The following is a 17,400-nucleotide window of genomic DNA, read 5'->3' on the forward strand; positions in this document are numbered from 1 at the left end:
CGCCCGCCAGCCCTTCAGCCCTGCTTGCCCCGGCTGGCCAACGCCGCTTCGACGTTGCTGGCCATGGCCGACAGGATCCGGACGGTCTCGGCGTACTGCTCGGGGGTGAGCCCGCGCAGCAGCAACCGCCGGGTCTCACCGACGCGCTCCGCCGCCGTGCGGTGTGCCGAGCGGCCCGGCTGCGTCAGGGTGAGCGCGTCGCCGTCGTGCCCCACCCACCCCCGCGTGACCAGGCCGTCGGGCCCGTCGAGCACCGCACCGAGGGCGGGCACCCCGTCCGGCCAGAACGGTGCGAGCGCCTGCTCTACCTCGCCACGGGTTCGGGCCGTGCTGGAGAGCACGTTCAGGATCTGCCATTGGCGGCGGTCGAGGCCGAGGTCGCCCAGCGTCGCGTCGAACTGCTCCTCGATCAGGTTGTGCAGGTGTTTGAGCCAGTAGCCGATCGGCTTGTCCTTGCTGCTCACCGCCGCCTCCTCCGGATAAGTCCGTCGACCATAATTCGACTCGGTGTCAAGTGGAGTTCGATCATGTGGCTCGGTGGTGGTACCAAGGTCAGGGGCATGACTGTTTCCACTGCTGACCTGTCCCGCTTCCGCCGGGCCGGGGCGATCGCGGCGGCCACCCTGGCCGCGGTGGCGCTCGGCGTCGTACCGCAGGCCCGCGCCGAGGCCGCCACCGACGCCCTTCCGCTCGGCGACGCCGACCTCACCGAGGTACGCACCACCCGCGCCCTGGCCGACGGCGTCACCCTCACCCACATCGAGCGGGGCAGCGTGCCGGCGCCCGCGGACCAGATCAACACCACCACGCGGGGTCCGTGGGTGGTCAACGTGCTCACCATCGACCCGAGCAAGGCCCGCGGGCACCTGAAGGCGACCTACGGCCCGGACCTCGCCAAGGTCGAGAAGACCACCGACCTGGTCCGCGCCTCCGGCGCTCTGGCCGGGGTCAACGCCTCCTTCTTCACCTTCACCGCCAGCCAGCTCTACCCCGGTGACCCGGTCGGGCTGGGGCTGTTCGGCGGGAAGCTGCTCAGCGAGCCCATCGGTGGCCCGGCCGAGGTCAACTTCGTTGTCGACGCCAACAGCAACCGGGCGCTTACCGGGAAGCTGACCTGGTCGGGCAGCGTGCGGAACCGGCAGACCGACGCCACCCTGCCGCTGGAGTTCATCAACCACCCGCCGGTCGTGCCCGCCGGCTGCGCCGCCCTCGCCGACCAGACGCAGTGCACCCTGCCCGGCGACGTCGTCGAGTTCACCCCCGAGTTCGCCGCGTCCACCCCGTCCGGCGTCGGCGTGGAGGTCGTGCTCGACCGGCTCGGCTGCGTGGTGCGCACCTCGACCACCCGGGGCACCACCCTCGCCGCCGGGCAGACCTCGCTGCAGGCCACCGGGCGGGACACCGCCGCCCTGCTCAACGTGACCGCGCAGGGGTGCGTGAGCACCACCTCGACCCTGACCGACCAGCACGGTGAGGAACTTCCCGTGCGGCCCGGCCTGTTCGGGGTGACCGGCCGGTACCCGCTGACGGCGGACGGCCAGATCGTCGTACCGGACGGCTCCGGCAGCTTCTTCGACCGCAACCCGCGCACCATCGCCGGCACCACGCGGGACGGGAAGATCGTGCTCGCCACCATCGACGGCCGCCAGACCACCAGCGTCGGCACCACCATGGACGAGACGGCCGCCGTCGCCCAGGCGCTCGGCATGTCCGACGCGGTGAACCTCGACGGCGGCGGCTCCACCGCCATGTCCGTCGAGGGCGCGCTGATCAACCGGCCGAGCGGGTCGACCGAGCGGGCCGTCGGTGACGCGCTGGTCTACGTGGACGGCCCGTACCGCAGCGGGAACTGACGCCGCCACGGGCGGGAGCGCCCCGAGGGTGCGGCCGGCTTCGGTGCCGGTCGCACCCTCAGCGGGCCGTCCAGGTCTGCAGCTCGACCAGGTTGCCCTCGGGGTCGCGCAGGTAGGCCGAGCGCACGCCCCAGCCAGGACGGTCGGCGGCCTCGGCGACCACCACTTCGGCGGGGAGGGCGGCGACGGTGGCGTCCACGTCGGGTACGGGGACCACGACGAGGACCCCGCCGTCGCCCCGTCCCACGGGCAGCACCGCTTCCGCCGCGCGGCGGCCGAGGATCGCAAGGACGGTTTCGCCGCCCTGGTCGAAGCTGGCGTACTCGAAGTCCGCGACGACCGTCTCCGGGTCGCCGAGCAGGTCGGTGTAGAAGCGCAGGGTGGCGGGGAAGTCGTCGGCGACGACGCGGGCGTGCACACTCACACGCCTGACCCTAGCCCTAGCGGCAGGTCAGGCCATCGGGACGCCGGGCAGGTCGGCGCCGTTCGGGGTCGGTGGCCGGGCCCGGCCAGCGCAGCCCACGACAGGCGCCTTCCCAGCGGGCGCTAACGAGGTGACAGCGCCGTGTCAGACTCGACCCGACAGGAAGCGGGACGTCATGGCCCGTGACCTGCGCCGAAGCTCCCCAATGGTTCGTCTCACGCGGGGATGGCCAATGCGTTGGTGGCTCCTCCGCTGCAACGGGAGGCTTCCCCCGGCACGACCGGGGTCTCGTCTACGTCTTCATCAACAACCACGACACACAGCAGCCCCGAGCCGGTCTGGGCGGGTGCGGATGCGCCTGTCAGGCGATGCCGTAGCCGGACAGGGCGGGTTCCAGCAGGTCGAAGGCTCGGGCCGCTTCGGCGGCGATGGTGTGGGCGATCTGGTCGTTGGGGTGTCCGGCGAGGGTGAGGGTTTGGATGCGATGGAACAGCACGCGGTGGACGGCGCCCAGTAGGCCGGCGGCGGTCTGGACGGTGATGTCGTCGGGCTGGGCGCCGGTGGCCTCGGCCAGGGCTTGGGCCAGGTGGTGCTCACGCTGGTCGTGCAGGCCGCGTAGGCAGGCGCTCAGGGTCGGGCTGTCGGCGATCATGCGGGCGAATTGCTGGCCGGAGAACCCGGCGGTGGGGTCCTGGGCGGCCACGGCGTCGGCGAACGCGCGGCGCAGTGCGGCCAGCGCCGATTCTCCTGGGCGCCGGGCGGTGACGGCGCCGGCCAGAGAGGCGGCGAACTGTTCCTGGTGGTCCAGGGCCAGGTCTTCCTTGCGGGGGAAGTAGTTGGTGACGGTCTTCTTGGCCACGCGGGCGGCTGCGGCGATCTCGGCGATGGTCGTCTGTTCGAAACCCTGGGCGATGAACAGCCGGGTCGCGTGGTCGGAGATCAGCTGCCGAGTCTCCTGCTTCTTGGTCTCGCGCAGCCCGGTGGTCGCGGCGGGTGTGGGGATGGCCATGGACGCAATCTTACCCCCGTAGCATCCTTACGTTGACACTCTTAGGCCCTCGGATTATAATTACGCCCGTCGTAAGTTTGCGACGGACGAATGCGTATGCGAGGAGGGACGCCCATGTGCAAGCTCACCCACAGCCTCGCCCCGCTCGCGGTTGGGTCCGCCCCTGTGTGCCACCCGCCGCCCCCGCCGCCCCAGTGGTCCGCGCCGCGGGGCGCCGAACTGCGTCACCCGCCCGCCATCCACCCGCCGCACCAGGCCCGGCGCCCGCACTTCCTACCCCGCCGCCACAGCTACTGACCCCGCTCAACCGCACCAAGGAGACTCGTGCAGTTCACCGCCTCTACCGTTTCGCTGACCGTTGACGACGTCACCGCCTCCCAGGAGTTCTTCACCGCCCACCTGGGCTACACCCTCCAGCAGGCCGCCGACGGTTTTGCGTCCCTGGCCCGCCCCGACGCGGTCGACGTCGTCCTGCTTGCCCGCGGCATCCAGGTGCTGCCGCCCGAGCAGCGCGACCAGCACGCCAGCGGCGTGATCCTGGCCTTCACTCTCGCCAGCGGCCTGCAAGAACAGGAGAAGCGGCTGCGCGACGCCGGTGTCGAGATCACGATGCCGCTGCGCCAGGAGCCCTGGGGTGAGCGCCTGTTCCAGGTCACCGACCCCAGCGGAGTGATCGTCCAGTTCGTGGAGTGGGCCGCCCCGGACACCGCCTGACATTCCCCCGCGATCATCCAGGCCGGTCGCCCCGGCCACGAACAACACGAAAGAGAGCCATCTGTTGCGCAAGTTGGTGTACTACATCGCCACCACCCTCGACGGTTTCATCGCCGGTCCGGACGGCGCCGACCCCACCGGCCCGAACGGCTTTTGGCCCCTGCCCGCCGACTACATCCAGCACATCGCGACCCACTACCCCGAGACCCTGCCCGCCCCGGCCCGCACCGCCCTGTCGGTCACCGCCGAAGGCACCCACTTCGACACCGTGCTGGAAGGGCGCCGCAGCTACGAGATCGGACTGAAGGCCGGAGTCACGAACGCCTTCCCTCACCTTCGCCACCTCGTCTTCTCTCGGACCCTCACCGAGAGCCCCGACCCCGCCGTCGAACTGGTCGCCACCGACCCGGCCCAGACGGTAAGCCACCTCAAACGCCAGGACGGCAAGGACATCTGGCTGCTCGGCGGCGCCGAACTGGCCGGCGCGCTCTACCACCAGATTGACCAGCTGATCCTCAAAGTGGGCACGCTGACCGTCGGCACCGGCATCCCGCTGTTCTCCCGCACCGCCACCTTCGACCCCCGCGCCTGGAAACTCACCGATCACACCGTGCTCGACAGCGGGGCCGCCTTCCTCACCTACGACCGCCCTGCCGAATCCGCCACCGTCGCATAAGGACGTGGGCTGACCACCCCCTCCGCTCCGGTCGGCCAACGACACAGCGGCCTCAGCATGAGGTGCCGGAAGGCCGACCGGGCCCTTTGCAGCGGTGAACAAACCCACCCAGCACAGGTAGATAGGGTTGGCCCCGTCCGGCCTGCCGTAGTTCTCCCATACCCACTGCGATGCAACTCGGGCGAGCGCCCGGCCAGGCGATCCGCCTGGCCGGGCGCTTCGACGCAGCCCCATCCTCGCCGCCAGATGCGGCTTTGCCTGACGCCCCGGGCCTGCCGGCCGGTACGGGTCAGTCGAGCGGGGGCAGGTTCGACGGTGGCAGCGCGGGCCCGAGGTCCGGGGCCGTCTCGGTCGAGACGATCCGCCGGGGCGGCCACTTGACGCCGGGCGGCGGCCACGCCTGCCCGGTCCGCTCCAGGAACCACGCCGGCGGCTCGTACAGCGGCAACTCGTAGTCGCCGGGCAGCAGGCTCTTCCACTTGATCTTGGAGGTACGCCGGTCGAACTCGTCCTTCATCTCACCCAGCACCGTCGGTTGGGTCAGCAGATCGACGGTGGTTGCCGCCAGGTACTTGGCGGCCTGCAGGGTGGTGAGGTGCCCGGCGTGGGAGGCCGCGGTGGCGGTGTGGTGCCAGGAGTGGTTCTTCGTGCCGCTGGGCTGATGCGCGGTCCCCATCTGGATCGTCGGCACCTGCCAGCTGATGTCGGCGACGTCGGTCGAGCCGCCGCCCATGAAGACCGTGGCCGGTGGCCGCAGCTCGGTGATCGCGTCGTTGAAGCCGGTCTCCGCCGTTCCGTTGGACCGCTGCAGGGCCTTGCCGAACGCCTGGTCCTCGGCGGAGAACTTCGGCGCACCGATCTGCGTCATGTTGGCGTACATCAGCTCGGCGCCACGCTTGTTGCCGAGCTGGTTCCAGACGCCACCCATGATGCGGTACTGCATCCGGGTGCCGGTGGCCATCGCCGCCGCCTCACCGCACTTGATGATCTTGTCCATCAGGACCTTCGCACGGTCCGGGCTGCCCTCGCGGGCGTAGTACCAGATGCTCGACATCGTGGGGAAGACGTTCGGCGCCTGACCGGTCTGCCGGATCGCGTAATGCATCCGGCCGGTGTGCGCCAGGTCGCTCTCCCGCAGATACTCGGTCAGCATCGCCATCGCAGTGACCGCGTCCTGGGTGGATCGGGTCGCGAGCGGCGAACCGCCGTGGCCGTCGGTGCCGAGGAAATGGAAGGCGATGCTGTACATCGCGTTGCTCGACGACCAGCTGGTGCTGTTGCCGCTGCTGGGATGCCAGTCGACGAAGGCGTCGAGTCCCTTGTAGACGCCGGCTCGGACCGCCACCGACTTGCCGACCAGTTGCTCCTCGGCGGTCGAGCCGAAGAACTTGATCGTGCCGTCGAGGTTGCGAGCGCGCATCGCCGTGGCGGTCGCGACGGCCGCGCCCGCGGCGGCCGCGCCGAGCGCGCAGTGGCCGCACCCGTGGCCGAAGCCGTAGCTGGGGGCGTACGGGTCGTGGTGGTAGACCAGGGGTGAGTGCTGCGGGTTGCCCTTTTCCTGCGACAGCCCGGGTAGCGCGTCGTACTCTCCGCTGAATCCGATCACCGGCTTGCCGGTGCCGTTGCTGAAGGTGGCGACGAACGCGGTGGGCATGCCGCCGGCTCCCCACTTGATGGTGAAGCCGTTGGCTCGCAGGAAGTCCGCTTCGGCCCAGGACGAGTTCCACTCGGCCAGGGAGGGCTCGGCGTATTCCCAGATTCGGTCGTTCAGCCCCACGATGCGGTGCGCGTTGTTGTCGATCCAGGAGATGGCCGAGTCCTTGGCCTGCGAGTCGATGGCGAGTTCGGTCGGTGGCTCGTAGTTGATCGGATCGGCGGGCAGTGTCTTCGGGTCGAGCGCGAGGTCCGACGCGGCAGCCAGTGCGGGATCCGCTGTCAGGACGGGGGCGACGGCCAACCCGGCGCCGGCCGCGCCGAGAAGTCCCAGCAGGTCGCGACGGTTCATGCCCGAGGGCTCGAGATGATCGGTTTCACACACCAGGCACTCTCCTTCATCCGGTGGGCGAGCTGACCTGGACGACGGAGCACCGGCGACCGGGCCATCAGCGCAATCATCCATGGAAATAGGCAGATTAAACAATGGGTGACTGATCAGTAACCCGTGGTCGCGGTGCCGGTGGGCCGAGGACCGCGAGGACCCGTCACCTGGTTGCCGAGCATCGGGAAACACCGCGCAGCCCCCGCACGAGGGAGCGGAATCCCTACCGGGTGGGATGCCCCGTCCGCCGCTCTCCCGGACCGTCGAGGCATGCCAACGCGGATATCTGCGCCCCGGAGGTGGGCCCTGGCGGCGCTTGCCTTCGCGGTCAGCTACGGGCTGCTCCGGCTCTACTGGGCTACGGGCGGCCGGTGGGGTTACACGGCATGCGACCGTACCCGGTCCCCGGGCGCGGCGGAGGTCGCCACCGGTTGCGGCGCCGAGTAGGTGGCGACCCTGACGTTCTGGCAGGGGTGGGGCCCGGTCGCCCTGTGCGGTCTGCTTGTGGGGGTGGCAGTGCTGGCCGTGCTGCGGGCCGGGAGGGCAGCGGTGCTCGGTGCGTGGGGGTCGTGCGTGGCGTTGGTCGCGCTGTCGTTCCCCGGGCATCTGCTGTTCGAGATCCCGGCCGCGGCGTTCGGCCGGCCCGCCGACTGGCGGGATCTGGTCCACCGGCTGCTGCTGTTGGGCGGTGGGCTGCTGTTGGGGGCAACCGCGGCCTCGCTCGGACCCCGCCGATCCGGCCGATCGGGGATGGCGGGGCCGTGTCCGGTGCCCGGGTGGGCGCGGGGTTGGGCGTACGCGGGGTGTCTGTTGCCCGTGCTCGGCTTCACCGTTCCGCACGTGCTGTGGCTCATGGGCGTGCCGTTCGGCATCTCCGCGGCCGCGATCCGTGCGGCCACGCAGGACATCGGCCTGGCGGCCGGTGTGGCGCTCACCGTCGGTCCGGCGCTCGGCGGCCTGCTCACGCTGGGGTTGGCCGCCCGCTGGGGGCAGGTCTTTCCCCGCTGGATGCCGTGGTTGGGCGGCCGCCGGGTGCCTCGCCTGCTCGCCCTGGTCCCGGCCGGTGTGGTCGCGGTGGCGCTGATCTCCTACGGCGTGATCGGCATCTGTCTGATGACAGAGGCTCTGCTGGCGGGGACGGTGACGTGGCCGCAGTTGCGGTCCGAGTGGGCGGTGGTGGGGACCGAGATCGTCTTCCTCGCGTGGGGCCTCGCCCTCGGCGTGGCGGCGCTCGGATACCACCAGGTCACCAGGCCGGGCGGGGGAGCCGCCCACGCTCGCCCTTGACGCGGCCGCCCGCACCGGTCTCTCGACGTCACGTCACCGGGACGCCCAGCAGATCGGCCGTACGCTCCCACAGGCGGGTCGCCAACTGGTCGTCCTTGGCCTGCGGATGCGCCGGCCCGTTGGGCTTGAGCCGGTGGTAGTAGTCGCCGTTGGCCGCCTCCGGATCGGGCATCGTGGCCAGGTGCACCAGCGGCGCGGCGCCTTCCTCGAGGCTGACGAGGCTGCCCAGCAGGCGATAGCGGACCAGCGCGGCGATCAGCGGATTGGTCCGGTTGATTTCGGTGGTGGCCACGATGCCCGGGTGGAACGCGGTCGCGGTCACCCCGGTGCCCTGGGTGCGGCGGGCCAGCTCACGGCTGAACAGGATGTTCTGCAGCTTCGTCATCCCGTAGCGGAGCATCTCGGATCTCCTGCGGGCGCCTTCAAGGTCGTCGAGGTCAACGCCGGCGAACCGGTTGCCGTTGCTGGAGGTGCTGAGGACCCGCGCCGGCCCGACGGTGGTCAGCCGCTCCAGCAGCAGGTTGGTGAGCAGGAACGGGGCCAGATAGTTGACCTGGAACATCAGATCGTGGCCGTCCTCGGTGCGGCTCCGCTTGGACAGCACGACGCCGGCGTTGTTGGCCAGGACGTCGATGCGCGGGTAGCGGTCCAGGAGGGTGTCGGCGAGCTTGCGTACGTCGGTCAGCCGGGCGAAGTCGGCGACCAGCGGCTCGGTGCCGACCTGGCGGGCTACGGCGGCGGTCTTCTCCGGAGACCGGCCGACCACTACGACGGTCGCGCCCAGGCCGGCCAGCTGGCGGGCCGCCTCGGCGCCGAGGCCCGCGCTGGCCCCGGTGATCACGACGGTCTTGCCTTCCATGATCCGATCGTTCACGGCATCCACCCTCGCGAATGAGACGACGGCCCATGGTAGGAGATCAACCAGGGCACCTGCCACCGGTCCGGTGGCAGGTGCCCTGGCGATCACTCTGGCTCAGGTCAGGCGGCGCCGCCCGGCTGGACGACCCCGTTGACCTTCAGCGTGTACGGCGCGTACTGGCTGACCTGCTCGGTCGGCTCGTCGTAGGCGACCTCGGCGACGACCTTCGGGAACAGGCTGAGCACGGCCAACTGCGCCCGATTCAGCGTCAGACTCGACTTGCCGTCGAACTCGAACTGCCACGCGAGGGAGTGCTTCTCGTCGAGGCCGATCAGGCGCAGGTTCCAGTTGTGCACGCTGATCGGCTTGATCTCCGTGGGCGAGTCGAACGGGGTGAGGCTGCTGCCGTCGCTGACCGTGGCGCCGCCGACGGTGATGTCGTCGATCAGCCAGCCGCCCTCGTTGACGCCGCCGTCGCTGACGTAGCGGAAGCCGAGCAGGATCGTCTTGCCGGCGTACGCGGACAGGTCGTACGAGTGGGCCTCGAACCCGTTGGTCGTCCCGTTGATCGCCGGGCCGAGCGGACCGGCCACCGTCTTGTCGCCCGGGATGGCCGTGTAGGTGGCGCCACCGTCGGTGGAGACGGTCACGTAGCCGTAGTCGAAGCCGAACTCCGCGCCGTACTTGGCGGCGAAGCGCAGCGTCGGGTCGGTCGTCGGCACCGTCACCGAGGTGACCGCCCCGGCGTCGGTGTTGCTGGCGTTGCCCGACCACAGCACCGGGTTGCCGGCGCGGTCCGGGTCGTTGGACACGACGGTCCAGGCCAGCGGCAGCGGCGGCAGGGTCTTGGCGCCCTGGAACGACAGCGACCGCAGGTCACGGCCGCGCAGCAGCTGCCCGTCGGCCTTCTGCAGCGGCACGTAGTCGGCCCCGTTCGGCGCCGCGCCCGGGGTGGCGTTGGCGGCCGGGTTGGCCAGGTTGACCGTGGAGCGCAGGCTCGGCGCGGTCACCCGGCTCTTCGGTACGCCGAGCATGACCCCGTGCCGCGAGTCCCCGACGATCTTGTCGACCAGCGTCATCGTCTGGAAGTCGTGGATGACCTGGTACATGTTCTTCGCGCCCTCGGCCTTCACGGCCGCGTCGAGGCTGGCCAGGCCCTGCCGGTCACCGTCGTTGTGCAGCCGGGAGATGATGTCCTGGCCGTACCGGTCGTAGAGGAACTGCATGAACGAGTACGCGTTGCCGTAGTCGGCGAGCACCGCGTTCGGGTTCGGGCTCTCACCCCATAGGGTCAGCGAGTTCTCCGGGCCGCCGCAGTCCCGCGGGTTGGCGTTGTACGGCGTCTGCACCGTGCCGAAGCCCTGGAAACAGTAGAGGTGGCTGTCGGCGCCCCGGTCGAAGACCGTCGCCGTGGTGTCGACGTAGCCGACCAGCGTCTGCGCGAAGTCGGACAGGCCCTCGTTGACCCAGCTCGTCTCGAACGGGTCGGTGTAGTAGTGCGCCAGGTGCTGCCACTCGTGGGCGAAGGTGCCCTCGTAGGCGAACGGCCGGGCCGGGCGGCTGGTGCACAGGTCGCTGGTCGGCTCGTTCGGCGGGTTCGCGCCGGTGCGGTGCGCCCAGTCGAACGCGTCGACGGTCATCACGTTGCGGTCGAACAGTTCGTTGAACTGCGCCGAGAAGAAGCCCGCGATGTAGGTCGGCGCCGCCGGGAACTGGTAGAAGTTGTCGTCCCGGACGTTGTCGACCAGGGTGACCGTCTTGTTGCCGTCTCCGGTGTAGTCGCCGCCGTTGCCGTTGGCGTCCGGCCCGAGCAGCGCGTTGCTGCCGTCGCGGTCCGGCGGCGTGCTGAACGCGGCCGTCTCCTTCGGGTACATGTTGGTGTCGAACTCGTGGACGAAGCTCGCCACCTGCTCGTCGGTGATCTGCGTCGACGAGGGGATCTGGGTGCGGCAGTCACCGGCCGGGAACGCGATGTCGTTGGCCACCCACACCTCGATGTGGTCGCCCACGCCGCGCAGCGTGTAGTCCTTGCGGTAGAGCCGGCCCTGGAAATCGTCCATGCCGAGCCACTGCCGGACCGTGCCGACCGGCGGCGTGGCCGCCGCGGCCTGGGTCTTCGCGCGCGCCTGGGCGCGCGGCTGGTAGCGGGCCGGCGTTTCGACCTTGCGGCCGTCCAGCGTGAAGTCCTTGCGGGTGAGCTCCCGGGTGTCGTTGGGCAGATCCTTGTTCGCTGCGGGCTGGGCGGGTGCGGCCGCCGCGGCTGACGCGGGAAGGACGCCGAGGATGGGTAGGACGAGTGCGATGGCTGCTGCACCGGCGAGGCGGCTGCGTGCCATTGGCCCCCCTTGGGTCGGGAATCCGGTGGACCGGTCGGGGCCGTATCCACCGGGATGACATTCACGTTCGTACTGCCTGATGGTTGCCCTTGGCAATCGTCTTACCGCATGATCCGTCACCGACGGCCGCGACATTTGCGGCCTCTTTCGGGCAATCCCGGAGCGAGCTGCTGGTCTTCACCACGTCCGGGCCGGCTGGCGTCACCCGCCGCGGTCGGGAATGGACGGCCAGTTTTCGTGGTCCGGCAATCTCTCCGTAAGAGTTCGCTCGGTTTCCGTGATCTTGTTGGTCACCTGCGGCCGGAACCCTCATGGCGTTTGCGCCCGATCGCCGAGCGAATGAGAGCCCTGTTGTGTCTGCCCTGCGCCGTGCCCTCCGCCATGCTCGGCGTTGCTCCTGGGGCGTACTCGCCCTGGTGCTGGCCGGGGTGCTGGTGCCGGCCCCGGCCTCGGCGCATCCCTTCGGTGCCCCACAGCAGATCAAGGTCGCGGGCGAGGGTGAGCACGGTGTGCGGGTGCGCTGGCTCGTGGGCGGAGCCGATGACCTGACCCTGCTCGGCATCTCCCTCGGCGTGCTGCCGCAGGACCGGGTGCTGCTGGACGGCGCGGTGAGCTACGAGGCCTCCGACGCCGAGACGTTGGCCGGGGCTCCCAAGTTCGCCAAGTACCTGACCGAGCGCATCATCGTGACCCAGGACGGGCGGCCCTGCGAGGGCAAGGCCAGCGTCGCCGACGACCTGGCGGCCGACGGCGCCGAGGTGCGGTTCACCTGCCCCGAACCGGTGAGCACCGTGACCGTGACCGCCCGGATGCTCACCGACCTGCACGAGGCCTACCGGACGCTCGCCAGAGGCCCCGAGGGGCAGAAGGCGGTGTACGACGCCAACCACGAGTCGGCGGACTGGACCGTCGGCGACGGCACGGACGACTGTTCCCCCGCGTCCACCCGGACCGTCGCCGCCGTCTCCTCGCGCAGCAGCGCCCTGCAGCTCTCGGTTGTCGGGGGCGTCCTGCTGGCCGTCGTCGTCGCCGGAGCGTTCTGGCACCGCCGGCGCGGACGAAAGGCCTGAACCATGAACGCGATCACCAGCCTCGGCCCCGCAGCGGCACCCCCCGGCTCCGGTCCCACGGCCCTCCTCGATGTCGATCTCTTCGGCGCTGCCGGGTTCGGCGATCGACTGATCGAGACGGTGCAGTCGCCGGGGTTCGTGCCGGTGGCACTGGTGATCGCCTTCGTGGCGGGGGCCGCGCACGGGCTCGCCCCCGGCCACGGCAAGAGCCTCGCGGCGGCGTACCTGATCGGCTCCCGCGGCCGGGTCCGCGACGCCGCCTGGCTGGGCTTCTCGGTGGCCGCGATGCACACCGTCTCGGTGCTGGCCATCGCGGTCGCCTGGACCTTCTTCTCCCTCTCCGACCTGGTCAGCCTCGAGCGACTGACCACCGGACTGCAGCTGGCGGCCGGCCTGACCGTCGTCGCCGTCGGACTCTGGCTGCTGCGCCGCCACCTGCACCGGCGCGGTCACGCTCACCGCCACAGCCACAGCCACGACCACAGCCACGACCACAGCCACGACCACGACCACGACCACGGACACGGCCACCCCAGCCCGTCCCGCCCGGGTCTGCTCCTCCTCGGCATGTCTGGGGGCCTGACGCCGTCGCCGGCGGCCTTCCTCGTGCTGGTGACCGGCATCTTCGCCGGGCGGGCTGGGTTCGCTCTCGTCCTCGTGGTCTGTTTCGGCCTCGGCCTCGCCGCGGTGCTCTTCACCGTCGGCCTCATGGCCCTCACCGGCCGCTCCCTCGTGACCCGCGCCGCCGGCTCCCACGGCCTCCTGCAGTTGGCCACCCGGGTGGCCCCGGTGCTGGCCGCCTGCGGGATCACCCTCATCGGCGTCGGCATCTCCGCCTCCGCCGTAGCCGGCCTACCCGGCACCTGATCCTCCCTCGCCGGATCTCCGGCCACCTACCCCACCCCACCACCCACACAAAACCCATAGAAAAAGGAGATGTCGTGACGACACGACTCCATCCGTTCGTCCGGAGGTGGCGCCGACTGAGCGCCACCGCCCTCGGGCTCGCGATGGCCGGCGGCGCGCTGATGTTGCCCGCCCAGGCCGCTCCGACCTCGGCCGTCACGGTGCCGGCCGCCGACGTGCTCGACGTCGCCTTCACCGGCGGCGCCACCACCGACCGGGCCCAGAGCCTCACCCCCACCATCTGGGGCGCTCCCAGCTACGCCACCGACGCGGCGTTCGGACACGACCTGCTCAAGGTCGACGGGGTCGACGACGCGGTCTCCTTCGACTTCACCGATCAGTGGAGCCGGCTCTCCACCGGCTTCGCCATCGAGTGCGTCTTCCGGGTCGACACCACCATGCCGGTGAGCGGCGAGAAGGACCTCTGCTCCGACAAGGAGGCCGGCGGCTTCTCCGTCTACGTCAACGCCGGCAACCTCGGCACGATGGCCCACATCGGCGGCGGCTACAAGTCGCTGCTGACCCCGATCAGCGGCAACCGCTGGTACCACGCCGTATCGGTCTGGGACGGCCAGACCCTGAGCCTCTACCTCAACGGCCAGCTGGCCGGCTCCACCGCGGCCACCGGCGCGCTCACCCCGCCGGCCACGACCGCGCGCCGGTTCGTGATCGGCGCCGACGCGGCGCCCTCCGGCATCGGGCAGGTCGCCCCGCCGGCCTCCTTCGCGGCCAGCAAGGTCTGGAGCCGCGGGCTGACCGCCGCCCAGGCGGCCGAGCTGGCGTCGACCTTCGACCTCAAGGCCCCGGTCCCGACCGCCGACGTCCTCGACGTCGACTTCGACGACGGCACGCCGAAGGACGACGCCCAGAACCTCGCCGTCACCACCGTCGGCGAGCCGGTAATCGCCCAGGACACCGCGGTGAAGACCCCGGTCGCGACCTTCGACGGCGGCAACGACGCCTACGCCTACGCGATGGGCGACCCGCAGTGGGAGAAGATCCGCAACCAGGTCACGATCGAGTGCACCTTCAAGGACAACGGCACCCTGCCCAACTCCGGTGAGCACTCCGTCTGCTCCGAGAAGGAGTCCGGCGGCTACTCGATCGTCGTCTACGGCGACAAGCTGACCTTCGCCGTGTACGCCAACGGCGCCTACCGCAACGCCCAGGTCCAGATCTCCTCCGGCCGCTGGTACCACACCATCGGCACGTGGGACGGCGCCACCGCCCGCCTGTACGTCGACGGCGAGCTGGCCGCGTCCGTCGCCGCGCCGGCACCGCTCGGCCTGCCCGGCGGCGCCGCCCGCAACTCCTTCTACGTCGGCGCCGACGCGGTCAACCAGTTCTGGGCGCCGGCGACGGTCCGCAACGCCCGCATCTACTCCCGGGTCCTCACCCTCGACGAGGTGAAGGCGCTCAACGTCGCCGCCCTCGGCGACGTCCGCAACGCGGGTGTCGCGATCACCGCGACGCTCCCCGCCGAGGGCGACCACCTGAGCCGCCCGACCGAACTCCAGGTGAGCGTCACCAACCAGGGCAACGCGACCGGCTGGCGCTACCTGCTCGACGGCGAGCCCGTCCAGGTCGGCCAGGAAATCGGCGCCGGCATGAAGTCCGGCAACCACACCCTGGCGATCTCGGCGACCGACGTGTTCGGCAAGCCCGTCAGCAAGACGGTCACGTTCACCTCCGACGCCATCCCGACGACGGGCGGCACCGACGTCGGCCAGGGCAGCGGTCGGGTGACGCTCTCGGCGATCGCCCACAACCCCGACGGCGGCGAGGTGACCACCACCTTCAAGCAGGCCACCCCGAGCGTGCCGGTGGGCGGCTTCCAGGGTGTCGTCCCGGTGATGCCGTCCGCGCTGGACTTCTCCTACACCGACGGCGGCCAGATCGGCGCGAGCCCGCGCCCCGACGGCAAGCTGGCGAACAGCCCGTCCACGGGCAACATCCCCTTCCAGCGGTACGACGTCCAGGTGCCGGCGTCGACCGAGCGCCGCCAGATCCTGTGGAACGGTGTGGTCGACCCCGAGCGCGCGGTCTCGCTGCACGCGTGGAACGCCACCACCCAGGCGTGGACCGAGGTCGCCACCGCCCGCGGCCAGGCCGAGGGGGAGACCACGCTGAAGGCCGCCGTCCGGCCCGAGCTGGTCGACAACGGCGTGGTCCACGTCCTGGTCACCGGTCAGGACCCGTTCGCCGACGACCTGGCGGCGCGCGACGCCACCGCCGGCGCCCCGGCCAACCGGGACCACTTCGAGGACCCGTCGAAGTACGACTTCTCGCTGGCCCACTTCACCGACACGCAGTACCTCGCCGAGGGCGCGGTCGGCGGCACGTACGACGACTTCGACGGCATCGACGAGCCGACCGACAAGATGACCATGGAGGAGCAGGCGCTCTGGGCGAAGTCCTACAAGGACACCGCCCAGTGGCTGGCCGACAACGCCGCCCGACGCAAGATCGCCTACACCGCGCACACCGGCGACATCATCGAGAACGACTACAGCAACCCGCTGGCCACCGATTCCAACGGAAACCTGCTCCGCCCCGGCCTGGACGAGCAGGTGACCAAGGAGTTCCAGTTCACCGCCGAGGCGCAGCGCACCCTCGACGCCGCCGGACTGGTCAACCAGGTCATCGCCGGCAACCACGACAACCAGGGCGGCGCCGAGACCGGCCCGACCTCCCGGTTCAACCAGTACTACGGCCCCGAGCGCTACTACGAGGGCGCCAAGCAGTGGCCGGCCGAGTACAAGGCGTCGTACCACGCCTGGGACGAGACCACCGACGCCTCCGGCGCCGTGGTCACCCGCGGTAAGGACAACCAGAACAACTACGTCCTGTTCTCCGCGGGCGGTCTGGACTTCGTCGCGGTGGGCCTCTCCTACGGCGTCACCCAGGCCGAGGCCGACTGGGCCAGCTCCATCTTCCAGCGCTACCACGACCGCAACGGCATCCTGCTGACCCACGCCTACATCGCCCCGTCGGGCGCGGCGGACGGCCGGGGCGCCAACTTCTCCACCGACGGTTCGCGGGCCTTCTCCAGCATCGTGGCAGCCAACCCGAACGTGTTCCTGGTCCTCGCCGGTCACGAGCACGGCGTCGGCACGAACCTCAAGACCGGGGTCGGCGTCACCGTCGAGCACAACGTGGTCGAGCTGCTCGCCGACTACCAGTTCTACAAGATGACCGCAGGCGAGCTGTGGCCGGAGAAGGTCGACGCCAACGGCAACCTCGACCTCAACGGCGACGGCACCGTCGATCACAAGAAGGGCGACCTGCTGCAGTTCGGCGCCAGCTTCCTGCGGCTGCTGCAGATCGACGTCGACCGCGCCGAGATGAGCATCGACACCTACTCGCCGATGCTCAACAACTACGGCGCCACCGAGTACGACGACCGCAAGCGCTACAACGGCGCCGAGGACAACATGGTGCTGCCGATCGACCTGTCGTCCCGCAAGACCAGCTTCAGCACCGACGGTCTCGTCCTGGTCACCCCGACCGACACCGTGATCGGTGCGGCCACGGCCAAGTCGGGCTGGCCCGCCACCGTGCAGTGGAGCGGCCTGACCGAGGGCGAGCTCTACGCCTGGACCACCACCAGCCGCACCGGCGACGGTGACCAGGTGGGCTCGGCCGACCAGTTCGGCGGCATCTTCACCGCCACCGCGGCCGGCACCGACGTCACCGCGCCGGTGCTGACCGTCCCCGCCACGACCTCGGTCAAGCAGGGACAGGCCTTCGACCCGCTGGCCGGCGTCACCGCGGTGGACAACACCGACGGCAACGTCACCGACCGCATCCAGGTCGTCGGCACCGTCGACACCACCACCCCCGGCAGCTACGCGCTGACGTACCTGGTCGCCGACACCAACGGCAACCAGGCGGTCGCCAGCCGGGTCGTCACCGTCACCGCGGCCCCGACCGTGGAGCTCACCCCCACCTCGGTCCGCACCAACGACGTGACGGCCACCTGGGGCCGCACCCTGAAACTGACCGCGACCGTCACGCCCACCACGGCGACCGGCCCGGTGCAGTTCATGATCGGTGAGGACGTGCTCTGCGAGGCCCCGGTCAAGAAGGGCACCGCGTCCTGCACCGTCCAGATGCTGCCCAACCCCGGCACCCACCAGGTACGCGCGGTCTACGGCGGCGACAAGACCCACGCGGCGTCGTACGACGACTTCACCCTGACGGTGGTCGAGCACAAGCGCTGATCGAC

13 protein-coding genes are annotated in these 17,400 nt (G+C 70.5%); 7 read left to right on the forward strand and 6 right to left on the reverse strand.

Going from position 1 to position 17,400, the window contains the following annotated elements; all coding sequences use genetic code 11:
- Nucleotides 1-14 precede the first annotated feature (14 nt).
- Nucleotides 15-464 (reverse strand): MarR family winged helix-turn-helix transcriptional regulator, encoded by a 450-nt coding sequence (locus tag FXF52_RS10295; protein ID WP_148795837.1) that lies wholly within the window; start codon nucleotides 462-464, stop codon nucleotides 15-17.
- A gap of 144 nt (nucleotides 465-608) precedes the next feature.
- Here FXF52_RS10295 and FXF52_RS10300 point away from each other — a divergent pair, with 144 nt between their 5' ends.
- On the forward strand, nucleotides 609-1,853 hold the full coding sequence (locus tag FXF52_RS10300; protein ID WP_370517928.1) for a phosphodiester glycosidase family protein: 1,245 nt from the start codon (nucleotides 609-611) through the stop codon (nucleotides 1,851-1,853).
- A 58-nt stretch (nucleotides 1,854-1,911) separates the two neighbouring features.
- On the opposite strand, the gene FXF52_RS10305 is transcribed toward FXF52_RS10300, so the two are convergent.
- Nucleotides 1,912-2,277, reverse strand: a complete 366-nt coding sequence (locus tag FXF52_RS10305; protein ID WP_148795841.1) for a VOC family protein — start codon at nucleotides 2,275-2,277, stop codon at nucleotides 1,912-1,914.
- A 361-nt stretch (nucleotides 2,278-2,638) separates the two neighbouring features.
- A complete protein-coding gene (locus FXF52_RS10310) occupies nucleotides 2,639-3,286 on the reverse strand; it encodes a TetR/AcrR family transcriptional regulator (RefSeq protein ID WP_148795843.1) in 648 nt (215 codons plus the stop codon).
- A gap of 324 nt (nucleotides 3,287-3,610) precedes the next feature.
- On the opposite strand from FXF52_RS10310, the gene FXF52_RS10315 reads away from it, so the two are divergent.
- Both FXF52_RS10315 and FXF52_RS10320 read left to right on the forward strand, forming a co-directional pair.
- On the forward strand, nucleotides 3,611-4,000 hold the full coding sequence (locus FXF52_RS10315; RefSeq protein WP_148795845.1) for a VOC family protein: 390 nt from the start codon (nucleotides 3,611-3,613) through the stop codon (nucleotides 3,998-4,000).
- 64 nt (nucleotides 4,001-4,064) lie between these two features.
- A complete protein-coding gene (locus tag FXF52_RS10320) occupies nucleotides 4,065-4,676 on the forward strand; it encodes a dihydrofolate reductase family protein (RefSeq protein ID WP_148795847.1) in 612 nt (203 codons plus the stop codon).
- Nucleotides 4,677-4,965: 289 nt separating this feature from the next.
- Here the strand turns inward: FXF52_RS10320 and FXF52_RS10325 are convergent, their stop codons facing one another.
- Nucleotides 4,966-6,681, reverse strand: coding sequence for an amidohydrolase (locus tag FXF52_RS10325; protein ID WP_222870471.1), 1,716 nt, complete (start codon nucleotides 6,679-6,681; stop codon nucleotides 4,966-4,968).
- A gap of 480 nt (nucleotides 6,682-7,161) precedes the next feature.
- On the opposite strand from FXF52_RS10325, the gene FXF52_RS10330 reads away from it, so the two are divergent.
- A complete protein-coding gene (locus FXF52_RS10330; RefSeq protein WP_148795849.1) occupies nucleotides 7,162-8,001 on the forward strand; it encodes a hypothetical protein in 840 nt (279 codons plus the stop codon).
- A gap of 28 nt (nucleotides 8,002-8,029) precedes the next feature.
- Here the strand turns inward: FXF52_RS10330 and FXF52_RS10335 are convergent, their stop codons facing one another.
- Together FXF52_RS10335 and FXF52_RS10340 are read right to left on the reverse strand one after the other, a co-directional pair.
- Nucleotides 8,030-8,875 carry an SDR family NAD(P)-dependent oxidoreductase gene (locus FXF52_RS10335; RefSeq protein WP_222870472.1) on the reverse strand — a complete coding sequence of 282 codons (846 nt, stop codon included), beginning with the start codon at nucleotides 8,873-8,875 and terminating at the stop codon, nucleotides 8,030-8,032.
- Nucleotides 8,876-8,979: 104 nt separating this feature from the next.
- Nucleotides 8,980-11,196: a choice-of-anchor J domain-containing protein gene (locus FXF52_RS10340; RefSeq protein ID WP_148795851.1), complete on the reverse strand. Its 2,217-nt coding sequence runs from the start codon at nucleotides 11,194-11,196 to the stop codon at nucleotides 8,980-8,982.
- A gap of 353 nt (nucleotides 11,197-11,549) precedes the next feature.
- Here FXF52_RS10340 and FXF52_RS10345 point away from each other — a divergent pair, with 353 nt between their 5' ends.
- The 3 genes from FXF52_RS10345 (at nucleotide 11,550) to FXF52_RS10355 (ending at nucleotide 17,395) form a co-directional block, all read left to right on the forward strand.
- A complete protein-coding gene (locus FXF52_RS10345) occupies nucleotides 11,550-12,266 on the forward strand; it encodes a hypothetical protein (RefSeq protein ID WP_148795853.1) in 717 nt (238 codons plus the stop codon).
- A gap of 3 nt (nucleotides 12,267-12,269) precedes the next feature.
- Nucleotides 12,270-13,133: a cobalt transporter gene (locus FXF52_RS10350; RefSeq protein ID WP_148795855.1), complete on the forward strand. Its 864-nt coding sequence runs from the start codon at nucleotides 12,270-12,272 to the stop codon at nucleotides 13,131-13,133.
- Between the two features lie 74 nt (nucleotides 13,134-13,207).
- A complete protein-coding gene (locus FXF52_RS10355; RefSeq protein WP_148795857.1) occupies nucleotides 13,208-17,395 on the forward strand; it encodes a LamG-like jellyroll fold domain-containing protein in 4,188 nt (1,395 codons plus the stop codon).
- Nucleotides 17,396-17,400: the final 5 nt, after the last annotated feature.

The organism is Micromonospora sp. MP36 (assembly GCF_008119785.1).
Taxonomy (GTDB): Bacteria; Actinomycetota; Actinomycetes; order Mycobacteriales; family Micromonosporaceae; genus Micromonospora.

Coding starts and splice junctions, on each gene's coding strand:
- FXF52_RS10310 (WP_148795843.1), bottom strand. CDS start 3,286: ATGGCCATCCCCACACCCGCCGCGACCACCGGGCTGCGCGAGACCAAG.
- FXF52_RS10325 (WP_222870471.1), bottom strand. CDS start 6,681: ATGAACCGTCGCGACCTGCTGGGACTTCTCGGCGCGGCCGGCGCCGGG.
- FXF52_RS10340 (WP_148795851.1), bottom strand. CDS start 11,196: ATGGCACGCAGCCGCCTCGCCGGTGCAGCAGCCATCGCACTCGTCCTA.
- FXF52_RS10350 (WP_148795855.1), top strand. CDS start 12,270: ATGAACGCGATCACCAGCCTCGGCCCCGCAGCGGCACCCCCCGGCTCC.